Source organism: Tardiphaga sp. (genome assembly GCF_028290495.1).
In the GTDB taxonomy this organism is placed as follows: Bacteria; Pseudomonadota; Alphaproteobacteria; order Rhizobiales; family Xanthobacteraceae; genus Tardiphaga.
In genome coordinates this window covers 1-21,014 of record NZ_JAQGJT010000178.1, presented here as the reverse complement: position 1 = coordinate 21,014, position 21,014 = coordinate 1, and the positions used below count along the sequence as shown (strand labels likewise).

The following is a 21,014-nucleotide window of genomic DNA, read 5'->3' as shown; positions in this document are numbered from 1 at the left end:
GCCCGGGGGCCGCGACTTCGCCGAGGATGAAGAACGGCCGGTAGGCCTCGATCTCCACCGCTACCGAAGGCTCGCGAATGAAGCCGTTGCGCAAGCGCCCGGTGATGCTGCCGGCGAGAGCGGTCGGCGTCAGGCCGCGGGCGCGCACCGCGCCGATCAGCGGCATGGTGATCGAACCGCCGGCATCGATCGCGTAAGAATTCGTGAGACCTTCCTGGCCGTAGACGACGACACGCAGTCTGTCGCCGGCATCGAGCCGGTAAGCGGCATCATAAGCGTGCGCGGGAACGACGACGCCCGGCGCAGGGCCATAGGCCGGCGCGCCGTAAGCGAGGGTGTCGAGGCTACCTTGCGGCTGCATCTCGGCGACGGGGCCGGAACGGCCCATGCAGCCGGACAGCGCCAGCGCAGCGACAACGCAGACGAGGAGTGAGGAAACGCGCATCGAAAAGTTCCACAGACAAATGCGAAACCACTAAGCGGGCTTCGTGGTTAACAAAATGTGGTTACTTCGCGAAGAGCGCTGATATTGGCGGGCGCGCTACCGAATTAACCGCGCAGCAACCTTAATGGCATTTAATGGCTCCATGAGTAGGCGAAGTTGGCGTTGGTAGGAGTGTGCGATGCGTTTGGCATTCTGGCGTAAAGGCGGGGAGCGCGGGTCGAACGAGGCCGCCGTTCAAACGACGGCTGCAACAGTCGCGGCCGACAAACCAGCCCGCAGTACCTCAATGTTCAAGAAGAAGGCGCGTGCCGCAACGTCCAGCGCCGCTCCGGCGCATGCGCCGCAACTCGGCGATCTCGATCTGCGTGCGCTGGGCAGTGCGTTGAACCGCAAACGCGCCTGGGTGCTGGTTCCCACAGCACTGGCGCTGGTGCTGTCGCTGGCCGCCGTCAATCTCGTCACGCCGCGCTACAAATCCGAGGCGCGCATCCTGATTGACGGACGCGAAAACATCTTCCTGCGCCCGACCGGCGAACGTAACGAAGAGCGCACCTCGCTCGATCCCGAAGCCGTCACCAGCCAGGTGCAGTTGTTGCTGTCGCGCGACCTGGCGCGCGAGATTATCAAGAAGAACAAGCTGGCCGACCGGCCCGAATTCGATCCGGTGCTGCAGGGCATGTCGCCGGTGAAGACGCTGCTGGCACTGTTCGGCATCGGTCGTGATCCGTTCTCGATGACGCCGGAAGAGCGCGTGCTTGATGCCTATTACGAGCGGCTGACGGCGTATGCTGTCGATAAGTCGCGCGTCATCGTGATCGAATTCCAGTCGCGCGATCCGGATCTGGCGGCGAAGGTCGCCAACTCCATCGCCGACGGCTATCTCATCATGCAGCAGGGCGCGCGGCAGGAACAGGCGAAGTCCGCGGGGCAGTGGCTGTCCGGCGAGATCGACAGCCTGCGCAAGAAGGTCGCCGACGCGGAATCGCGTGCGGAGGAATTCCGTTCGAAGTCGAGCCTGTTCATCGGCACCAACAACACGTCGCTTTCGAACCAGCAGCTTGGCGAGATCAACACCCAGCTCAACAATGCCCGCGCGCTGAAGTCCGACGCTGAATCCAGGTCGCGGATGATCAAGGACATGCTGCAGACCGGGCGTCCGATCGAATCGTCGGAGGTGCTGAACTCCGAACTGATCCGCCGGCTGTCGGAGCAGCGCGTTACTCTGCGTGCGCAGCTAGCCGAACAATCCTCGACGCTGCTCGATAATCATCCGCGCATCAAGGAGCTGAAGGCACAGTTGTCGGATCTCGATCGCCAGTTGCGCGAGGAGGCGGCCAAGCTGTCACGCTCGCTGGAGAACGACGCGCGCATCGCCAGCGGTCGCGTCGAAGGTCTCAGCAACAGCCTCGAACAGGTCAAGAAGCAGGCGACCTCGACCAACGGGCAGGACGTGCAGGCGCGTGCTCTGGAACGTGAAGCCAAGGCGCAGCGTGACCTGCTTGAATCCTACCTTGCGAAATACCGCGAGGCGACGACGCGCGAGAACATCGAGGCCGCGCCCGCCGACGGTCGCATCATCTCGCGCGCCATCGTCTCGAACACGCCGGCCTATCCGAAGAAGCTGCCGATCGTGTTGATCGCGACGCTGGCAACCCTGATGCTCAGTGCCGGCAGTATCATTACCGGCGAATTGCTGCTTATGACCGCGCCGCGTTCTGTAACGGCTGTTGCAACCGCGGCGCCGCGTGTCGAGCCGGTGATGGTCGCGGCTGTCCCAGCACCCGCACCGGTCGTTGCGGCCGCAGCGGTAGCTGCGCCTGCGCCTGCGCCAGTGCCGCCCGCAGCAGCACCGGCTTTCGTCGCCGAGCCGGTAGCCGCCGTGCCGGAGCCTGTCGTGCGCGACACCCATCCCGAACTGGCGGCGAACGTCAGCGAGATCGAAAAGCTTGCGCAACAGTTCCGCGCCGCCGGCCCATCTGCGCGCAAGATCACTATTCTGGGCACCGGACAGCGGGACAACGTCGCGCTGACGGCGCTGACGCTGGCGCGGTTGCTGGCGCGCAGCGCCAAGGTGGTGCTGGTCGACCTGTCGACGAATTCGCCGGAGCTGAAGGCTATCTCCAACGATCCCGCGGCGCCCGGCCTGGCCGAGCTGATGCTGGGCGAGGCCTCGTTCGGTCAGGTCATCACCAAGGACCGGATGTCCGCCGTTCATATCGTCGGTGCCGGTCGCGCGGGCGCCGACCGCGCGCTTCTGCAGTCGCCACGGCTGACGATGGCGCTCGACGCCTTGCTACGGGTCTATGATCACGTGCTGCTCGATGCCGGCATCGCGGCGGACCTGCCGGCCGGCCTGCTGACGTCGCAGGCTCGCGCTGTGGTGATGCCGGAGCCGATGATGAGCCCGGAGGCACGCAAGTTGATGGCAGAGCAGCTCAAGGCTGTTGGCTTTGCCGAAGTGGCCATGCTGCATTCCGCCGCCAATCCGGTCGCGGCGAATGGCGGCGGTGCGCAGGTGGCCGCGGCGTAGCAGACAGCTCCGCGTCGCGCGCGGAGCTATGTATCAACGGTTGAAGGTGGTGCGCAGTAGCTGCGCCATCTGCATCAGGGTCGGCGACTGCTTGACGATCCGCTTGGCGTGGGCGACCGATGACAGGCCGATGGCGCCGAGCCGGCCGCGTGCGGTGAGCGGCAGGAAGCTGTCGAAGATCGGTTCGTCGTCCTTGCAGAACAGCCGCTTGTAGTCATCGCCACCGATGCCGAGATCGAGCGAGGTGACGCCGCGTTCGGCGTAGTGATCGATGATGGTCCGCATCAGGATCAGGCCGGGGCTGTACTTCGCATTCTCCGACATCGTGTAGGTGTTGAACATCATCGAGAAGCGGTCGCCGTCGGAGACGCCCGCGAACATCGCGATCACTTCCTCGTCGCACACCATCGCATGGACATCGATGGTGGAGTCGTCGGCGCGCCGCGTGCCGCAGGCTTCGCGGAGGAAGGCTTCGACGCCGGGTTCGGCGAACACGTTGGGCAGGTTCTGCTCCGCCATGCGCAACGGTTTGATGGCGAAAAAGGCATCGAGCACGCGCTTGATGTCGGCGTCGGACCCGACCTTGAAGCAACGAAAGCCGGACAGGCCTTCGTATTTCCTCTCCTTGGTCTTCAGCCGTTTGCGCATCGAGATGCTGACCCTGTCGGCCGGCGCCGCGCCAGGCGCCATTTTCAGCACGGGGCAATCATTGGTCGAAATCTGGCTGGGCAGCAGGGCCAGGGGGTTGGCGATGCCGAGCCAGCTTTGTGGCTGACGTACAAGAGCGAGCACATCGACCTTGCCACCGGGCTGTTGGAGGCCGCGCAGCAGCGCGTCCATGTCGGCCCGGGTCGCGGTGACGGCAAAATCGCGCCACCACAGCGGCATGTTGAAGGTGATGTGCTTGCCGCCGAGATAGCAGGCGACCGCCATGCCGTTCTCCGACCGCACGCCAAGGGGCAGCAGCAATAGCGGCAGGCCTGCGGCGTCATAGGCCACCGCGATGAACGGCCGCACGCCTTCGCGCTCGCCGATATGGCTCTGCCAGGCCGCCTGCAGATCGAAACGTTGATAGGGCGTCGCGAGATGCTCGGGCGATTCCATCGACCGCCAGATCGCTTCGGCGGCCTTCATGTCGCGCAGGATTTCGACGCGTTCGATGCGGCTGGTCGCCGGGGGCGCCATTGGACCTTCCCTTACAGCGGTCATGGTCATCGCTGCGCCTTTTTCAGGATTTGTTTACGCTTCTGTGGCGGACCTTCTCAAAGATTCGTCAAGAAACAGTAAGAGACGCGCGGGAGATCAGGCCGAAGGCTCCGGGTCGCGTCGCGCCATCCAGCTTACGATCGGCATCGCCGGCAGCACCCAGCCCAGTCCGGCGACGACATAGAAAATGGCCTGCAGCCAGCCGGACGCCGCCAGCCAGGGCGTCTGCGCCACGGTCATGCCGAGCAATGACCACACCACGACCAGTACGAGCAGGAAGATGGTGCCGAAGAATTTGCGGGTGCGGATTTTCATGACGGGAATGTGCGTGCCAGTGGGGTGGGTTGGGTGGCGTGCGGCTTTGCAGGCCGCGGTCGGGCGGACTATAAGGGCCGCAGAAATCCGTTCAAGCGCTTGATCGACAAGACTGTTCCGAGGCGGCTGCCCATGACTACCGGGTCCAAGACTACCGGGACCATATCTACCGGTTCCCTCCGTGATGACGTCCGGCTGCGCCCGGTGCGCTGGTGGCTGATCGCCGTTGCCGCCCTGATCGCGCTGATGGTGCTGGTCGGCGGCGCCACGCGGTTGACGGAATCCGGGCTTTCGATCGTCGAATGGAAGCCGGTCACCGGCACGTTGCCGCCGCTGACGCAGCAACACTGGCATGAAGCGTTCGAAGCCTACAAGGCGATCCCGCAATATCGCGAACTCAATTCCGGCATGAGTCTCGACGAGTTCAAGAACATCTTCTGGTGGGAATGGAGCCACCGGCTGCTCGGCCGCGTCATCGGCATGGTCTATCTGCTGCCCTTCCTCTGGTTCCTGTGGTCGGGCGTGCTGACCTCCGACCTGAAGAAGCGGCTGTGGGTCATCTTCGGGCTCGGCGCGCTGCAGGGTGCGGTGGGCTGGTGGATGGTGGCGTCGGGCCTCACCAAGCGGGTCGAGGTATCGCAATATCGCCTCGCGGCGCATCTGATCCTCGCGCTGGTCATCTTCGCCGCGATCGTCTGGACGGTGCGGCGGCTGAGCGATCGGGCACCGGCGCCGGCGACGCGGCGTCTGCGCGTCACCAGTGCATGGCTGCTCGGGCTGACATTCCTGCAAATCTATTTCGGCGCGCTGGTCGCGGGGCTGCGGGCAGGGCGGGTGTTCAACACTTGGCCGGAGATCGACGGCGCGCTGATTCCATCAGCTTCGCGGCTCTTCTTCGAGGAGCCGTGGTGGCGCAACCTGTTCGACAATGTGCTGACGGTGCAGTTCGAGCATCGCATGACGGCCTATGCGCTGCTGGCGCTGGCGCTCTGGCACGCCGTTGATGCGGTCCGGTCGCGGGCCGGTGCTGCGGTGATCAAGGGGGCGTGGTGGATGGTCGCGGCGATCATGGTGCAAGCGACGCTCGGTATCCTGACGCTGTTGCATCAGGTGCCGATGGATCTGGCGCTGTCGCACCAGGCGGTGGCGATCGTGGTGCTCACGCTGGCGGTGCTGCAGGTCGAGCGGATGAAGGCGCAAGGCGCAACGCTGACATCACGGCCGCTGGATCTGGCTGTCGGCAAGGCCGCCTGAATTCAAACGCTGTCATTCCAGGATGACCTTCCGATGGCGAAGCCGGCGGGAGGGCAGACCCAGAACCTCGAGTTGCTTTGAACATTCCGGGGGTCCCCGCCGCTCCAATTGGAGCGGCTGAGGTTCGCTCGCAGCTTGCGCTGCTCGCGAACCCGGAATGACCTCGCGTAACCTACGCGCTCAACGCCTGTTCGAGATCCGCGATCAGATCTTCCTTGTCCTCGATACCGACAGACAAGCGCACCACGTCCGGTGCGGCGCCGGAGCGCGTCTTGGCGTCGTCGTCGAGCTGGCTGTGGGTGGTGGAAGCCGGGTGGATCACCAGCGAGCGGGTGTCGCCGACATTGGCGAGGTGCGAGAACAGTTTCAGCTTCGACACCAGGCTGACGCCGGCTTCATAGCCGCCCTTCAGGCTGAAGGTGAACACCGCGCCGGCGCCCTTCGGAGCGTATTTACGGGCCAGCGCGTGGTAGCGGTTGTCGGTCAGGCCGGAGTAATTCACCGAAGCGACGCCGGGATGCGCTGCGAGCCATTCCGCAACGGCCTTGGCGTTCTCGCAATGTCGCTGCATGCGCAGCGGCAGCGTCTCGATGCCGGTCAGGATCATGAAGGCGTTGAACGGCGACAGCGCAGGGCCGAGATCGCGCAGGCCGAGCACGCGGCAGGCGATCGCGAACGCGAAGTTGCCGAACGTCTCCTGGATCTTGATGCCGTGATATTCCGGGCGCGGCTCGCTGAGCATGGGGTACTTGCCATCCTTCGACCAGTCGAAGGTACCGGCATCGACAATGATGCCGCCCAGCGAATTGCCGTGGCCGCCGAGAAACTTGGTCAGCGAGTGGATCACGATGTCGGCGCCGTGCTCGATCGGCCGGATCAGGTAGGGCGACGCCAGCGTGTTGTCGACGATCAGCGGCACGCCGGCCTTGCGCGCCACCGCGGCGATCGCCTCGATGTCGGTGATGGAGCCCGCGGGATTGGCGATCGACTCGATGAAGATCGCCTTGGTCTTGGCAGTCACCGCGCGTTCGAAAGAGGCGATGTCATCGCTGTCGGCCCACACCACGTTCCAGCCGAAACTCTGGAAGGCATGGGTGAACTGGTTGATCGAGCCGCCATAAAGCTTGCGCGACGCGATGAACTCGTCGCCCGGGCGCAGCAATTGCTGGAACACCACCACCTGCGCGGCGTGGCCGGAAGCTGTCGCCACTGCGGCGGTGCCGCCTTCCAGGGCGGCAACACGCTCTTCGAGCACGGAAGTCGTGGGATTGGTGATGCGGGTGTAGATGTTGCCGAACGACTGCAGGCCGAACAGCGACGCGGCGTGGTCGGAATCGTTGAACACGAAAGACGTCGTCTGATAGATCGGCGTCGCGCGTGCGCCGGTGGTCGGATCGGGCTGCGCGCCGGCGTGGACGGCAAGCGTGGCAAAGCCGGGAAGGCGATCGGTCATGGTTTCTCCCTGAAGATTGGTGGCGACGTTGGCGGCATGCTGATGGCGCGCGCTGCCGCCGTCAAGGCGATACGGCCATTAGCCGCGACTTCGCAAGGGCTGTGCTGCGCTGTGTCATCGCCGTGAAATAAATTGCCGGATCGCGCGCTCAGACGCCGTTGTTCTTGTCTTTTGCAGCGCGGTCGGCAGCCGCGGTGCTTCCGCCGCCGATGCTGCCGCGATTCAGTGAAAGCCGCATGCCCGTCGTCGGCACCGGCCCACGTTTTGAGCTCAGCGTGCGCGAATTGACACCCATCCATGAGATCTCCGAGGATAGCCGGCCGTATTCGATTTTCGGGCAGCGGTTCATCACCACCTTGATGCCGGCCGCCTCGGCCTTGGCTGCGGCCTCGTCATGGCGGACGCCGAGCTGCAGCCAGATCACTTTTGGCCGCACTTGCAGCGCCAGCACCTCATCGACTACAGGCATGATGTGTTCGGCGCTGCGGAAGATATCGACCATGTCGATCGGGCGGTCGATCTCGCGCAACGATGCGACGAACGGCTTGCCGACCAGACTCTTGCCGACCTGACCGGGATTGATCGGGATCATGTCGTAGCCGCGCTCGGCGAGGTATTTGAAAACAAAGTAGCTCGGCCGCACATTCTGCGGGGAAGCGCCGACCATGGCGACGGTCTTCACGCTGTTGAGGATCTCGCGGATGTAATCGTCGCTGTAAGAGTCGTGGTTCATTGCATTTCCAATCGCACTCAGCCGTCATTGCGAGGTCAGGGAAAGCCGTTGGCTTTCCCCTTAGCGAAGCGACGAAGAAATCCAGAAGGCCAAAGCGAAGAAAGAACTGGATTGCTTCGCCGCAAGGGATCCTCGCAACGACGAACTCAACAGTCGCGCCAAGAAGGCGCGCGTTTCTCGATGAAGGCGCCGATGCCTTCCTCGGCATCGCGGGCCATCATATTCTCCGCCATCACTTCCGCCGCGAAGCGGTAGGCGTCGGTGAGATTCATCTCGGCCTGGCGATAGAACGCTTCCTTGCCGAGCTTGATCGTATGCGCCGACTTGCGCGCCACTTGCTGGGCCAGCGCAATGGCGGCGTCGCGCTCGGTGCCGTGCGCGACAATGCGGTTGATGAGGCCGATTTCGCGGGCGCGCGCGGCGTTGATCGGCTCGCCGGTCAGCAACATCTCCATCGCCTGCTTGCGCGGCACGTTGCGCGACAGCGCCACCATTGGTGTCGAACAGAACAGGCCGATATCGACGCCCGGCGTGGCGAAACTCGCTTGCTCGGAAGCCACTGCGAGATCGCAACTCGCCACCAACTGGCAGCCGGCGGCGGTGGCGACGCCCTGCACGCAGGCGATCGTCGGCTTCGGCAAGCGCACGATCGCCTGCATCATCGCACTGCAGATCGACATCATGTGCGCGAAGTAGGCGCGGCCGCGGTCGGCATCGGCGCGGCGTGCGGTCAGTTCTTTCAGGTCGTGGCCGGCGGAGAACACGGTTCCGTTCGCGGTGATCACGACGGCGCGCACCGCGCTGTCATCGGCAATCGCGTCGAGCGCCGAGTGGAGTTCCCCGATCAGCCCTTCGGACAGGCTGTTGCGCGCCGCCGGGCGGTTCAGAGTGAGCATGGCAACCGAGCCGACATCTTCGCGCAGCAGGATCGGCAAAGGCGCGTCGGACGCTCGCGAAGGTTGGGCCATGGGCTGGGATTCCATCTCTGGGCAGGAACGTCATCATATTGTAACAGGGGCCGACAGGCGAGAGCAGGCGAGGACACATGACGAACGCACGAATGAGCGTGGCCGAACTCGAAACATTCCTGCACAGGGAATTTCCGCAGGCATTCGGCGCCGGCGATATCACCATCGAGAGCGCCGACGGAACCACATGCCTGCTGCGCCAGGCCTATGGCGAGCGGATGCTTCGGCCGGGCGGAACCGTCTCTGGCCCGACGATGATGGCACTCGCCGACTTCGCGATGTACGTGGTGCTGCTGTCGGCGATAGGCCCGGTTGGCCTCGCCGTCACCACCAATCTCAACATCAATTTCCTGCGAAAGGGCCAGCCCGGCCAGGACGTGCTGGCTGCCGCCAAGCTGATGAAGCTTGGAAAGCGCCTCGCGGTGGGGGAAGTGACCCTTCTATCGGGTACTTCGCCGGACCCGATCGCCCATGTCACCTCCACCTATTCCATTCCGAATGCTGGCTAAATTCGAAGGTAAAATAAAACCCTATTTATAACTCGATGATTTTGCTGCGCTATTTTGCGCTACTCGGCGAAATTGGGCATTGACGGAATCCGTGGCCATCACTAGAAACGCGCCTAGTTCGGCGTCTTTGCGCCGATGTCTCCTTTTCACGGAATTTTCACATGAAAACGTTTTCGGCAAAGCCAGCCGAGATCACGAAGAAGTGGATCGTCATCGACGCCACTGGTCTCGTGGTCGGCCGGCTCGCCACGCTGGTCGCAATGCGGCTGCGCGGCAAGCACCTCCCGATCTACACGCCCCACGTTGATTGCGGTGACCATGTCATCATCATCAACGCTGCCAAGGTGGTTCTCACCGGCCGCAAGCGTGAGCAGAAGGTCTATTACCACCACACCGGCTTCATCGGTGGCATCAAGGAACGCAGCGCCAAGTCGATCCTCGAAGGTCGCTTCCCGGAGCGCGTTGTCGAGAAGGCCGTCGAGCGCATGATCCCGCGCGGCCCGCTGGGTCGCGTTCAGTTCGGCAACCTCCGCGTCTATCCCGGTGCCGAGCATCCGCACGAAGCCCAGCAGCCCGTCCCGTTTGACGTTGGCGTGCTGAACCGCAAGAACATGAGGGCCGCATAATGTCCGATACCATGCAGTCTCTCGAGCAGTTGTCGTCCCTGAAGGTGTCCGCACCGGATGCGCCGACCTACGTCAAGAAGATCGACAAGCAGGGCCGTGCCTATTCGACCGGCAAGCGCAAGGACGCGGTTGCCCGCGTCTGGATCAAGCCGGGCGCCGGCAAGATCATCGTCAATACCCGCGAAGTGGAAGTGTACTTTGCTCGCCCCGTTCTGCGCATGTTGATCCAGCAGCCGCTGGTCGCCGCGGCGCGCGCCGGTCAGTATGACGTGGTTTGCACCGTTGCCGGTGGTGGACTTTCGGGACAGGCGGGCGCGGTGCGTCACGGCATCTCGAAGGCGCTGACCTGCTTCGAGCCGGACCTGCGCAGCGTCCTCAAGAAGGGCGGCTTCCTGACGCGCGACTCGCGTGTCGTCGAGCGCAAGAAGTACGGCAAGGCGAAAGCCCGCAAGTCCTTCCAGTTCTCGAAGCGCTAATCGCTTCGTTCAAATTTGCCGCGAATGCGGCAGATATCAAATTCAAAGGGCGCCTTCGGGCGCCCTTTTTGGTTCCAATTGAATGGAAATTGACGCGTTTTTTCGTGAAAACTTTGGCTCGTGCGCAAACGGTTTTCCAACGCGCCGGGCTTACGTTGCCCCATGGCGCCAAAATGCCATTCCGTCAGCAACGGCGGAGATACTGAAACCATTGCCGGTGGCCAGAAGATGTCGCTCGATACTTCCACACTTTATCTCATCGCAACGCTTGTCGCTGCGATGCTGGGTGGGATGCTGCTGTTCTTCGGACGGCAGGAGAAGATCCCCGCTCTGAACTGGTGGGGCTCAGCCTATCTGCTCGGTGCGGCGTCGGTCGCGCTGTGGACCTTGGCCGGCGATATGCTGGGCGAGGTGCTGTCGCTGGCGTTCAATGCCATCGGTCTCATTGCCTGCGCGATGGTATGGAATGCGGCGCGGGTGTTTCATGGTCGCAAACCGAACTGGATCGGCCTCGGCCTGGGCGCCGTGGCCTGGATTGCGGCGATTCTCAGCCTGCCGCCGGATGCGTCCGCGCTCCGCATGACGATCGGCGCCGCCGTGGTCGCGCTGTACGCCGCGCTGACCGCGAGCGAATTGTGGAGCGAGCGCCGCAAGTCGGTGCAGCGTCGCTGGCCGACGGTCGTGGTGCCGCTGCTGCACGGCTTCGTGCTGATGCTGCCGATCCTGATCGGCGATGTCATGCATTCCGGTGCAGGCAATTTCGGCACCAGCATCTGGGCCACCATCTTCGCGATCGAACTGGTGCTCTACGCCGTCGGCACCGTGTTCCTGATCTTCATGCTGGTTTCCGAGCGCGCCGTGACCGTGCACAAGGTTGCCGCATCCTGCGATCCGCTGACCGGTATGTTCAACCGCCGCGGCTTCTCGGAAGCCACCGGTCGGATGATCGAGCGCGAGGCGAAGGCCGGGCGGCCGGTCACCGTGATGATTTTCGACATCGACCACTTCAAGTCGATCAACGATCGCTTCGGCCATCCGGCCGGCGACGAGGTGTTGAAGCTGTTCGCCAACGTCGTCACCCAGACGCTGCGCATAACTGACCTGTGTGGTCGGATCGGCGGCGAGGAATTCGCAGCGATGCTGCCGTGCAGCCTCGAAGAAGCCCTCAATGCGGCCGAGCGGGTGCGCGAAACCTTCGCGACCTGCGGTATCGAGATCGACGACGCGCCGGTGGTCACCACCGTCAGCATCGGTGTCGCCGGCGGGCCGGCGCACACCGAACTCGACGTGCTGCTGGCGGCGGCCGACACCGCTTTGTACGACGCCAAGCGGGGCGGACGTAACCGCGTGCAGGCGGCGGAAGAACAGCCGCTGTCGCTGGAGCAGGGCCGTCGCGCCATCGCTGGCCAAACCGCATCGCCGAAGACAGCCGTGGTTCGCGGCGGCGTCAATATCACCACGATCGCGGCGCGCTAAGGCTCCATTTACCACTCGACCCGTATTGTCGTCGCATGATCACATCGCGCGACACCCGTTCTGAAACAGCCCTGTTGTCGCTCGAAGCGGCAGCGTCGTCGGCGCGCGCGGGCTTCGCCTGCATGTTCTCGACATCCGACGAATATGAGAACGCGCTGATCAGCGAGCGTCGTGCACAGGGCCGCTACGGTGCGACGCGCCGGCGCTGGCCGGCAGCGGCCTTTGTGGGCTGCGCCCTTGCCGTCGTCGCCACTGTGCTGCTGTTCGCCTGAGAGCGGACGCTTCACCGCGGCGATGCTTTGCGGTACATACGGCGACCTCAACGAAGGGCCGTAACTCATGATTACTGAAATCGCACAGATCGACGTCAAGCCGGGCACCGAAAAGGATTTCGAGGCCGCGGTCGCCAAGGCGCGTCCGCTGTTCCTGCGCGCCAAGGGTGGCCAGGGCTTCGAGCTGCACAAATCCGTGGAAAAGCCGCAGCGCTACCGGCTGATGGTGCAGTGGGACACGCTGGAAAACCACACCGTGGATTTCCGGGGATCGCCGGACTTCGCCGAATGGCGCGCGCTGGTCGGCTCGTATTTCGCCGCTCCCCCGGAAGTCGAGCACACCGAGACCGTGCTGACGACCTGAGGCTCAGGCCGCTTTCACCACCGACGGGGATGACGTTTTGTCGTCCTCGTCCTCGCGCATGAAGTCGAGCACCACCTTGACGATCGCCAGCACCGGTAGTGCTAGCGCCAGTCCCCAGACGCCGAACACTACGCCGAGCATGATCTGGAACGCGAACAGCGTGGCGGCGGGAATATCGAGCGCCTGGCGCTGCAGGATCGGCGTCAGGATGTAGCTCTCCATTGCGTGCACGCCGAGGAACAGCACGAAGGCGCTGGCCGCGGCGACCCAGCCCGAGGCGAGGCTCGCCAGCACCACGATCAGACCGCCGAGCAGCGCGCCGACCGTGGGGATGAAGGCCAGCAGGCCGGCCTGGACGCCAAGGATGAAGGCGCTGGGCACGCCGATCAGCATCAGCCCGATCCACGTCACCGCGCCGACCGCCAGCATCGTGATCATCTGCGCGATCAGCCAGCGCTCCAGCGTGCTGCTGATGCGGTCGACGATCTCGGTCATGTCCGCGCGTTGCTTCTTCGGTGTCATCGCCAGCAGCCCCTTGCGGTAGACGCTGGGCTGCGCCGCGAAGGCGAGGCCGAGAAACAGCACGATGAAAAAGTTGCCGAGCGCGCCGACGGCGCCGAGGATGATCTTCAGGGTCTGGCTGACGATCGCGCTGCCGCCGGACGCGAAAGCGCTGGCGCTCGGCAGGCTGTTGCTCTTTGCCTCCGAGGTGGGCGACGCCGCCGGCTTCACGGGCGCGTTCGCCGGCGCGTCGGCATCGGCGCCGAGAGCGCCGAAGTCGAGATAGCTGGTGTCGACGCCGTGGCGGTCGAGGAAGGATTTGACGTTGACGATCTGGGACTTCAGCGTGGTGCTGAGCACCTTGGTCTGATCGGCAATGGTCGCGCCGCCGAGGAATATGACGCCGCTGAGCAGGGCTGTCAGCAGCAGGCACACCGCCGCCAGCCGCAGTGAGTGCGGTCCGCCGATGATGCGGCGGAACAGCTCGGTGAGGGCGTTCAGCCCGACGCCGAGCAGGATGCCGGCGAAGATCAGAAACAACGTGGCCGAGAAGTACCACGCGAACAGGATGAAGGCCGCAAACGCCACGGTCGAAATGCCGCCGACGGCGATCGCCCAGGTGAGGTTGCTGCGCGTGGTGTCATGTTCGGTGGGCACGGGGGCAATCCTTTGGGTCCAATAAACTGCAGTGTTTCGTTAAATGCCGCGGGGATCAAGCAGAGGAATACTTTCCAATCGGTCGTTGGTCTCGACGAAAAAGGCGTCCCGTTGCCGGGACGCCTTGATCGTTCAGTATGCTTCCGCGGGCAATGCCCGCGGAGCTGCCATTACAGCGAGTAGTACATGTCGAATTCGACCGGATGCGGGGTCATTTCGTAGCGCATCACTTCGGTCATCTTCAGCTCGATGTAGCTGTCGATGAAGTCGTCGTCGAACACGCCGCCGTTCTTCAGGAAGCCGCGATCCTTGTCGAGGTTCTCGAGGGCTTCGCGCAGCGAACCGCACACCGTCGGGATCGACTTCAGCTCTTCCTTCGGCAGGTCGTAGAGGTCCTTGTCCATCGCCGGACCCGGATCGATCTTGTTCTTGATGCCGTCGAGACCGGCCATCAGCATCGCTGCGAAAGCCAGGTACGGGTTGGCCATCGGGTCGGGGAAACGAACCTCGACGCGCTTGGCCTTCGGCGACGTGGTGTAGGGGATGCGGCAGGAAGCCGAGCGGTTGCGCGCGGAGTAGGCGAGCAGCACGGGGGCTTCATAGCCGGGGACCAGGCGCTTGTAGGAGTTGGTCGACGGGTTGGTGAAGGCGTTAATCGCCTTGGCGTGCTTGATGATGCCGCCGATGTAGTGGAGGCAGGTCTCGGACAGGTCGGCATACTTGTTGCCGGCGAACACCGGCTTGCCGTCCTTCCAGATCGACTGGTGCACATGCATGCCCGAGCCGTTGTCGCCGAAGACCGGCTTCGGCATGAAGGTGGCGGTCTTGCCGTAGATGTGCGCGACCTGATGGATGCAATACTTATAGATCTGCATCTGGTCGGCCATGTAGGTCAGCGTGTCGAACTTCATACCGAGTTCGTGCTGAGCTGACGCCACTTCGTGGTGATGCTTTTCGACCTTGACGCCCATCTTGGCCATGGCACCGAGCATTTCCGAACGCATGTCCTGCACCGAGTCCTGCGGCGGAACCGGGAAGTAGCCGCTCTTGGTGCGGATGCGGTGGCCGAGGTTGCCGCCCTCATACTCGGTGTCGGAGTTGATCGGCAGTTCCGAGGAGTCGAGCTTGAAGCCGGTGTTGTAGGGCGTGGTCTGGTAGCGGACGTCGTCGAATACGAAGAACTCGGCTTCCGGTCCGAAGAACACGGTGTCGCCGATGCCCATCGACTTGACCATCGCTTCGGCCTTCTTGGCCATGCCGCGCGGATCGCGGTTATAGGGCTCGCCGGTGGTCGGCTCCAGCACGTCGCAGGTGATGACCATGGTGGTTTCGGCGAAGAACGGATCGATCGTCGCGGTGACCGGGTCGGGCATCAGGCACATGTCGGATTCGTTGATCGCCTTCCAGCCAGCGATCGACGAGCCGTCGAACATCGTGCCCTCGGCAAAGATGTCTTCGTCGATCATGCCGATGTCGAAGGTCACGTGCTGCCACTTGCCGCGTGGATCGGTGAAACGCAGGTCGACGTATTTGACGTCGTTGTCCTTGATCGATTTCAGGACGTCTTTGGCGGTCTTCATGAATACCCCTTTTGGCTACGGGACGGTTTCCAGCATTGCGACGCAAGTTTGTCTCCACCTGCGTTTTCACAAACGAAATCGGGCCGCCGATGCAGCCCTTTCTTTGTTTTTAGGTCGCAAAATTCGGATAGCACCCGGCTCAGATAGCGTCCAGCCCGGATTCTCCGGTTCTGATCCGGATCGCTTCTTCGATGTTGGAGACGAAGATTTTGCCATCGCCGATACGGCCGGTCTGGGCGGCGCGGCGGATGGCTTCGATGGCCTTCTCGACCAGGTCGTCGCCGATCACGATCTCGATTTTGACCTTGGGCAGGAAGTCGACGATGTATTCTGCGCCCCGATAGAGTTCGGCGTGACCCTTCTGCCGGCCGAAACCCTTGGCTTCGGTCACGGTGATGCCCTGCAATCCAACTTCCTGGAGCGCCTCCTTTACCTCGTCGAGCTTGAATGGCTTGATGATGGCTTCGATTTTCTTCACTGAGCGCCTCCCGGGCATTTCTAGATTACTGCATGCAGTTGCTTCAACGTCGCCGCGTGGCGCTGTCTGTTCGATCCTGTCGTCCGGCAAGGTGCCGGAAACGCTCACAATGGCCGCAGATAACGACGATCCTGAGCCGGTTTCCCCGCCGACTTCCCCAAAAGCAGGGTCTATGCCAAGTTGTTAATGCACCTGATTTCGGAATGTTATCAGACTTTTAACAGGCAAACCGCAGGGGTCGGGACGGGTGGTGCATGATACTGTAGCCCATCAGATAGGCAAACAGATCAATTGGTATGCAAACGTCGGCGGGCAAGCCGTGTCCGCGGCGGGATATGCCTCCGGAAAAGGCGCTTCGATGGAGGATTCGGCATGGAAGTTCTGACCACGGTTGAGATGGAGCGCGCCGATCGGCTGACCATCGCCGCCGGGACCCCCGGCTTCGCGCTGATGATGAGCGCAGGGCAAGCCGTCGCGGAAGCCGCGATGGATCTCGTCGCGGAGGGGCCCATCATGGTGGTCGCCGGCCGCGGCAACAATGGCGGCGACGGCTTTGTGGCGGCGGCCGAACTCGCCGCGCGCGGACGCGAGGTCTCGGTCATCCTGTTGTGCGAGCGGGACAGTCTGCAGGGCGATGCTGTCCTGGCGGCGCGCGGCTGGAAATATCCGGTGTTGCCGTTCAACCCGCAGGCGATCGGCAAACCGGCGCTGATCATCGATGCGCTGTTCGGCGCCGGTCTGAACCGGCCGGTGAAGGGCGAGCCGCATGAGATGATCGAGGCCGTCAACGCCAACGGCGCGCCGGTTCTCAGCGTCGATCTGCCGAGCGGGATCAACGGCACTTCTGGAGCGGTGATGGGTGTTGCCATCAACGCCACCGAAACCGTGACGTTCTTCCGGCGCAAGCCGGCGCATTTGCTGTTGCCGGGGCGGCTGCATTGCGGCCACGTGCGGGTCGCCGACATCGGCATCGCTGCCGATGTCCTCGACGAAATCCGGCCGCGGACGTCAGAGAACGTTCCGCAAGCCTGGCAAAAATCCTTTCCGGTGCCGCAGATCGATGGCCACAAATATGCCCGCGGCCACGTCGTCGTCGTCTCCGGCGACATGGCGTCGACCGGGGCGGCACGACTTTCGGCGCGCGGCGCGCTGCGCGCCGGTGCCGGATTGGTCACGCTGCTGTCGCCGCGCGATGCGTTGGCGGTCAACGCTGCGGCGCTGACGGCGGTGATGGTTCGCGCTGTCGACACCGCAGTCGAATTCGCCGAACTCTTGAACGACAAGCGTCTCAATGCCTGCGTGATCGGGCCGGGCGCTGGCGTCAGCGCGCGAACCCGGGACCTCGTCCATACCGCGCTGACCTTGAGGCGCCACCTCGTGCTCGATGCCGACGCGCTGACGAGTTTTGCCGAAGCGCCGGACCGTTTGTTTGAATCGATCAAGGCATCGCAGGATCCGCAGGTCGTTCTCACCCCGCATGAAGGCGAGTTTCCGCGGCTGTTCAGCGACATCAGCAACAAGCATCCGGGCCGCTCGAAACTGGAACGGGTGCGCGATGCCGCCGAGCGCTCCGGCGCGGTGGTGCTGCTGAAGGGCCCGGATACCGTGGTGGCGGCACCCGACGGACGCGCCACCATTGCCGCCAACGCGCCGCCCTGGCTTGCGACCGCCGGCGCTGGCGACGTGCTGGCCGGAATCACCGCCGGGCTATTGGCGCAGGGCGTGCCTGCGTTCGAGGCCGCCAGCATCGGCGTCTGGATGCATGGCGAGGCGGCACGGGAGGCGGGGCCCGGCCTGATCGCGGAGGATCTGCCGGAGGTAATGCCCGCGGTGTTCCGGCGGCTCTATGACGAATTCGGTGTTGATTATTAGGCGGCTGCAGCTGCACGACATGGACGCTGCCGCACGGGTACATCGGGCCGCGTTCGACCACGCATTACCCTGGCTCACCGGGTTGCATACATCAGATGAAGATCGATGGTTCTATCGCGAGCGAATGTTCACGCGTTGCGCGCTTTGGGGCGCGTTCGATGGCGGCGCGATGACCGGGATCATCGCCTTCCGGGGCGACTGGATCGATCAACTATATGTGCTGCCGCAGCTTCAAGGCCGCGGCGTCGGCAGCGAGTTGCTGGAGATCGCAAAACGCAGCTTCGATCGCCTGCAGCTTTGGACTTTTCAGCGCAATGCACCGGCGCGACGTTTCTATGAGGCGAGGGGGTTTGCGCTGGTCGAGCAGACCGACGGCGCCGGCAACGAAGAGAAGGAGCCGGACGCGCGCTATCTCTGGACGCGCGCGTAAGCCGGCCGGCCTCAGTGAGCCGCCGAGCAGGTCGGCCAATGGCCGACCCGCGATTTGTCCAGGCGCGTCCCAATAGGCGATCTCGAGGCCGGACACCGTCCTGCCGACCAGTCCCTGCCAATGCTGGCTTCCTCACTCGACACTGTACCATCGCACCAGCCGCGGCGCCGCCCAGTCGGTCGCAACCGATTCGATCAGGAAGCGCCCGGCATATTCGGCGGCGAACGCGACGCGCTGGGTCTGGCCGGGTTCGATCGCCAGCGTATCGAGCCAAAACGGCTTCCAGCCGTCGTCGAGCCGGTCGAGCAGCCGGAAATGATGGCCGTGAAGGTGGAACACGCTGGCGATTGGGTCGCGGTTGATCAGGGCCAGCACCACGGTGCGGCCGGTTCTGGCGCGGAACACGGGCGGGGCGGACGCTGCGAAATTCGCGGGTTTCACCCAGTCGGTCGGTGGCCCGCCCAAGGCAAGATCGAAGCGTTGGGCGTTCTTGAGGTCGAACTGCGCCGGCAGGCCGTTCGAGGGCAATGGAAGCGCGGGCGGAAGCGGCGCGGGTCGGATCGGCGGTTCGCTGGAGATGACCAGTCTGCCGATCGGGCGAGCCTCCTTGCCGTCGTGCAGGAGAATAGCTGAGGTGCTGCCGGCTGGCGCGGTTGCATCGACGAAGGCATCGACCCGGCCACCCGGGGCCAGCACCAGTGCCCCGTTACGGGCCTGGAAGGGTTCCGCGGGCTGGCCATCGAGCGCCATGACGCGGACCTCCATATTTTCCAATTTAATAGCAATCGCAGACCTCTGGCAGCCATTTATGAAGCGAAGTCTTAGGCGTTCATTGGACCGTACGGTCATGTCCAGTGAGGTCAGGCCGTTGACCGTATAGACCGTCGAGGTGTCCTTCGCATCGACGCCAGGCGCGATCGCGGTGCCGTCCGGCCGCAGCCGCCAGTCTTCGATCAAAACCACCTCGTCGCGATCGACCGCGACGGCCTCGTTTTCTCGAACCACCAAGGCCCTGGCGCGGGATGGGCGCCTCTGGCCATCGCTCAGCAGGCTGAGATCGCACAGCAAGGTTCCGGCGTGGCGCAGGGGCAGCTCGAAGGTTTCCTTGGCGCCCGCCGCGATCGGCGGCCGTACCGTCAGGGGCTCGGTGGCCGGAATACCGTCGAGGCCCCGCCAATTGAGAATCGCCGGCACCGGCAGTTGGCTGCCGAAGGCGACTTCGACGCTGTCGCCGCGCTTAAACCGGAGGTCGGGCGACCCGAGCGACCAGACCGGCGTGTCCGGTCCTCCCCGGCGGAGCGCCAGGCTGTCGGCTTTGGCCTGCAGCGCCAGTGTCGGGCGTCCTTGCGCCTTGGTTATCAGGGGCGACGTCGGACTCAGGACCAAAGCCCCCAGTCCGGACATCAGCGCGCGTCGATTCAGCGGGAATTCGGGGCTTGCCATCGGACCGATGCGGACCATTTTCTATCTGATCTGTCCAGCGTCGACGAGTTGACGCCTGGGGCTCAAGTCGGCCATTTTTTTGCTGCGAACGGATTGGCCCATGTTATAAGCCCGCCGCCCGCGGCATCGCGGCCGGACATGATGCTAACAGCGGGCGTGGCGGAATTGGTAGACGCGCTGGATTTAGGTTCCAGTGACGAAAGTTGTGGGGGTTCGAGTCCCTCCGCCCGCACCAAGCGCTGACAGCGTTTGCATGACGATTGCTGGAGGACCTGTTTTGCGAAGGGGTAGACTTCCCTGACGAAACGGGGCCGCCGAACCACCGGTGCAGGTCTCAAAGGCCGCGCCGACCAGATTGACAATGTCCGTGCCAGCAGGCCGGACCAAGCGGGAAGAAGATGGACGCCATGCAGGTCACCGAAACCCTCACCGAGGGATTGAAGCACGAATTCCAGATCAGCGTTCCCGCATCGGATCTCGATGCCAAGGCGGGCGTCAAGCTGGTTGAGCTCAAGGACAAGGTCCGCCTCAACGGCTTTCGTCCGGGCAAGGTGCCGGTGAGCCACCTCAAGAAGGTGTACGGCCGCTCCGTCATGGCCGAGACCATCGACCAGACCATCCGCGAAACCAATACGCAGCTCTTCACCGAGCGCGGCTTTCGGCTCGCCACCGAGCCCAAGATCACAATGCCGACCGAGGAGAAAGAGGTCGAGAACCTCCTGCTCGGAAAAACCGATCTGACCTACACCGTCTCGATCGAGGTCGTTCCCGCCATCGCGCTGGCCGATTTCAAGAGCTTTACGGTCGAAAAGCCGGTCGTCGAAGTGACCGATGCCGACGTTGATGAGGCGATCAAGCGCATCGCCGATCAGAACCGTCCCTACGCCGCCAAGGAAGAGGGCGCCAAGGCCGAAACCGGCGACCGGGTCACGATCTCCTTCAAGGGCAGCATCGACGGCGTGCCGTTCGACGGCGGCACCGGTGAAAACATCCAGGTCGTGATCGGCACCGGACAGTTCATTCCCGGCTTCGAAGAGCAGTTGATCGGCATCGGCTCGGGCGAAACCCGCACCCTGAAGGTGTCCTTCCCGAAGAACTACGCCAGCGAGAAGCTTGCCGGCCAGGCGGCGGAGTTCGAGACCACCGCGACCTCGATCGAAGCCCCGCAGGACACCAAGATCGACGACGAGTTCGCCAAGACGCTCGGCCTCGAATCGCTCGACAAGCTGAAGGAAGCGGCGCGCGAGCGGCTGGTGGCGGAATTCGCCGGCGCGACCCGCCAGCGGGTCAAGCGCATGCTGCTCGACCGGCTCGACGAAGCCCATGCGTTCGAGGCGCCGCCGTCGCTGATCGAGGAGGAGTTCAATCTGATGTGGAACTCGATCAAGGCCGAGATGGAGTCCAGCGGCAAGACCTTTGCCGATGA

Annotated in this window: 22 protein-coding genes and 1 tRNA gene; 12 read left to right on the top strand and 11 right to left on the bottom strand. The window is 63.7% G+C overall.

Going from position 1 to position 21,014, the window contains the following annotated elements; all coding sequences use genetic code 11:
* Window positions 1–445 (bottom strand): polysaccharide biosynthesis/export family protein (locus JWQ24_RS26550; RefSeq protein ID WP_299814954.1); only part of this gene is annotated, 445 nt, incomplete at its 3' end.
* A gap of 178 nt (window positions 446–623) precedes the next feature.
* On the opposite strand from JWQ24_RS26550, the gene JWQ24_RS26545 reads away from it, so the two are divergent.
* The gene (locus JWQ24_RS26545; RefSeq protein WP_299814953.1) at window positions 624–2,975 is read left to right on the top strand and encodes an exopolysaccharide transport family protein; all 2,352 of its coding nucleotides are present in this window, start codon (window positions 624–626) and stop codon (window positions 2,973–2,975) included.
* A 33-nt stretch (window positions 2,976–3,008) separates the two neighbouring features.
* Here the strand turns inward: JWQ24_RS26545 and JWQ24_RS26540 are convergent, their stop codons facing one another.
* Both JWQ24_RS26540 and JWQ24_RS26535 read right to left on the bottom strand, forming a co-directional pair.
* Window positions 3,009–4,160 carry a GNAT family N-acetyltransferase gene (locus tag JWQ24_RS26540; RefSeq protein WP_299814952.1) on the bottom strand — a complete coding sequence of 384 codons (1,152 nt, stop codon included), beginning with the start codon at window positions 4,158–4,160 and terminating at the stop codon, window positions 3,009–3,011.
* A 117-nt stretch (window positions 4,161–4,277) separates the two neighbouring features.
* Window positions 4,278–4,496, bottom strand: coding sequence for a DUF2842 domain-containing protein (locus JWQ24_RS26535; protein WP_299814951.1), 219 nt, complete (start codon window positions 4,494–4,496; stop codon window positions 4,278–4,280).
* A gap of 132 nt (window positions 4,497–4,628) precedes the next feature.
* Between JWQ24_RS26535 and JWQ24_RS26530 the strand changes: the two genes are divergently transcribed.
* Window positions 4,629–5,750, top strand: a complete 1,122-nt coding sequence (locus JWQ24_RS26530) for a COX15/CtaA family protein (protein ID WP_299814950.1) — start codon at window positions 4,629–4,631, stop codon at window positions 5,748–5,750.
* A gap of 172 nt (window positions 5,751–5,922) precedes the next feature.
* On the opposite strand, the gene JWQ24_RS26525 is transcribed toward JWQ24_RS26530, so the two are convergent.
* The 3 genes from JWQ24_RS26525 to JWQ24_RS26515 form a co-directional block, all read right to left on the bottom strand.
* Window positions 5,923–7,203 (bottom strand): O-acetylhomoserine aminocarboxypropyltransferase, encoded by a 1,281-nt coding sequence (locus JWQ24_RS26525; RefSeq protein WP_299814949.1) that lies wholly within the window; start codon window positions 7,201–7,203, stop codon window positions 5,923–5,925.
* A gap of 148 nt (window positions 7,204–7,351) precedes the next feature.
* A complete protein-coding gene (locus JWQ24_RS26520) occupies window positions 7,352–7,936 on the bottom strand; it encodes a CoA-binding protein (RefSeq protein ID WP_299814948.1) in 585 nt (194 codons plus the stop codon).
* 146 nt (window positions 7,937–8,082) lie between these two features.
* Window positions 8,083–8,904 (bottom strand): enoyl-CoA hydratase, encoded by an 822-nt coding sequence (locus tag JWQ24_RS26515; protein WP_299814947.1) that lies wholly within the window; start codon window positions 8,902–8,904, stop codon window positions 8,083–8,085.
* Between the two features lie 77 nt (window positions 8,905–8,981).
* Between JWQ24_RS26515 and JWQ24_RS26510 the strand changes: the two genes are divergently transcribed.
* The 3 genes from JWQ24_RS26510 (at window position 8,982) to rpsI (ending at window position 10,515) form a co-directional block, all read left to right on the top strand.
* Complete coding sequence (locus JWQ24_RS26510) at window positions 8,982–9,413, top strand: PaaI family thioesterase (RefSeq protein ID WP_299814946.1); 432 nt, start codon at window positions 8,982–8,984, stop codon at window positions 9,411–9,413.
* 161 nt (window positions 9,414–9,574) lie between these two features.
* Window positions 9,575–10,039: a 50S ribosomal protein L13 gene (gene rplM, locus JWQ24_RS26505; RefSeq protein ID WP_299814944.1), complete on the top strand. Its 465-nt coding sequence runs from the start codon at window positions 9,575–9,577 to the stop codon at window positions 10,037–10,039.
* Window positions 10,039–10,515, top strand: a complete 477-nt coding sequence (gene rpsI / locus JWQ24_RS26500; RefSeq protein ID WP_299814942.1) for a 30S ribosomal protein S9 — start codon at window positions 10,039–10,041, stop codon at window positions 10,513–10,515. Before rplM ends, rpsI begins: the two co-directional genes overlap by 1 nt.
* Here rpsI and JWQ24_RS26495 read toward each other — a convergent pair.
* On the bottom strand, window positions 10,512–10,763 hold the full coding sequence (locus JWQ24_RS26495) for a hypothetical protein (RefSeq protein WP_299814940.1): 252 nt from the start codon (window positions 10,761–10,763) through the stop codon (window positions 10,512–10,514). The two genes, rpsI and JWQ24_RS26495, sit on opposite strands and share 4 nt — an antisense overlap.
* Between JWQ24_RS26495 and JWQ24_RS26490 the strand changes: the two genes are divergently transcribed.
* The 3 genes from JWQ24_RS26490 (at window position 10,744) to JWQ24_RS26480 (ending at window position 12,627) form a co-directional block, all read left to right on the top strand.
* The gene (locus JWQ24_RS26490) at window positions 10,744–11,991 is read left to right on the top strand and encodes a GGDEF domain-containing protein (RefSeq protein ID WP_299814938.1); all 1,248 of its coding nucleotides are present in this window, start codon (window positions 10,744–10,746) and stop codon (window positions 11,989–11,991) included. The genes JWQ24_RS26495 and JWQ24_RS26490 overlap by 20 nt on opposite strands.
* Before the next feature lie 35 nt (window positions 11,992–12,026).
* Window positions 12,027–12,263: a hypothetical protein gene (locus JWQ24_RS26485; protein WP_299814935.1), complete on the top strand. Its 237-nt coding sequence runs from the start codon at window positions 12,027–12,029 to the stop codon at window positions 12,261–12,263.
* Between the two features lie 67 nt (window positions 12,264–12,330).
* Window positions 12,331–12,627: an antibiotic biosynthesis monooxygenase family protein gene (locus JWQ24_RS26480; RefSeq protein ID WP_299712917.1), complete on the top strand. Its 297-nt coding sequence runs from the start codon at window positions 12,331–12,333 to the stop codon at window positions 12,625–12,627.
* Window positions 12,628–12,630: 3 nt separating this feature from the next.
* Here the strand turns inward: JWQ24_RS26480 and JWQ24_RS26475 are convergent, their stop codons facing one another.
* The 3 genes from JWQ24_RS26475 to JWQ24_RS26465 all read right to left on the bottom strand — a co-directional run bounded on the left by JWQ24_RS26475 (window position 12,631) and on the right by JWQ24_RS26465 (window position 15,843).
* Window positions 12,631–13,785 (bottom strand): AI-2E family transporter, encoded by a 1,155-nt coding sequence (locus JWQ24_RS26475; RefSeq protein ID WP_299814932.1) that lies wholly within the window; start codon window positions 13,783–13,785, stop codon window positions 12,631–12,633.
* Between the two features lie 170 nt (window positions 13,786–13,955).
* The gene (glnA, locus tag JWQ24_RS26470) at window positions 13,956–15,365 is read right to left on the bottom strand and encodes a type I glutamate--ammonia ligase (protein WP_299814929.1); all 1,410 of its coding nucleotides are present in this window, start codon (window positions 15,363–15,365) and stop codon (window positions 13,956–13,958) included.
* Window positions 15,366–15,504: 139 nt separating this feature from the next.
* On the bottom strand, window positions 15,505–15,843 hold the full coding sequence (locus JWQ24_RS26465) for a P-II family nitrogen regulator (protein ID WP_056293886.1): 339 nt from the start codon (window positions 15,841–15,843) through the stop codon (window positions 15,505–15,507).
* Between the two features lie 372 nt (window positions 15,844–16,215).
* On the opposite strand from JWQ24_RS26465, the gene JWQ24_RS26460 reads away from it, so the two are divergent.
* Both JWQ24_RS26460 and JWQ24_RS26455 read left to right on the top strand, forming a co-directional pair.
* Window positions 16,216–17,715 (top strand): NAD(P)H-hydrate dehydratase, encoded by a 1,500-nt coding sequence (locus tag JWQ24_RS26460; protein WP_299814926.1) that lies wholly within the window; start codon window positions 16,216–16,218, stop codon window positions 17,713–17,715.
* Entirely contained in the window at window positions 17,690–18,145 is a 456-nt protein-coding gene (locus JWQ24_RS26455) for a GNAT family N-acetyltransferase (RefSeq protein ID WP_299814922.1), read from the top strand. The genes JWQ24_RS26460 and JWQ24_RS26455 overlap by 26 nt, the downstream gene beginning before the upstream one ends.
* A gap of 132 nt (window positions 18,146–18,277) precedes the next feature.
* On the opposite strand, the gene JWQ24_RS26450 is transcribed toward JWQ24_RS26455, so the two are convergent.
* Window positions 18,278–19,606, bottom strand: a complete 1,329-nt coding sequence (locus JWQ24_RS26450) for a multicopper oxidase domain-containing protein (RefSeq protein WP_299814919.1) — start codon at window positions 19,604–19,606, stop codon at window positions 18,278–18,280.
* A 132-nt stretch (window positions 19,607–19,738) separates the two neighbouring features.
* Between JWQ24_RS26450 and JWQ24_RS26445 the strand changes: the two genes are divergently transcribed.
* A tRNA-Leu gene (locus JWQ24_RS26445) sits at window positions 19,739–19,823 on the top strand.
* A gap of 172 nt (window positions 19,824–19,995) precedes the next feature.
* On the top strand, window positions 19,996–21,014 hold a 1,019-nt coding region (gene tig, locus JWQ24_RS26440; protein WP_299814916.1), incomplete at its 3' end, for a trigger factor.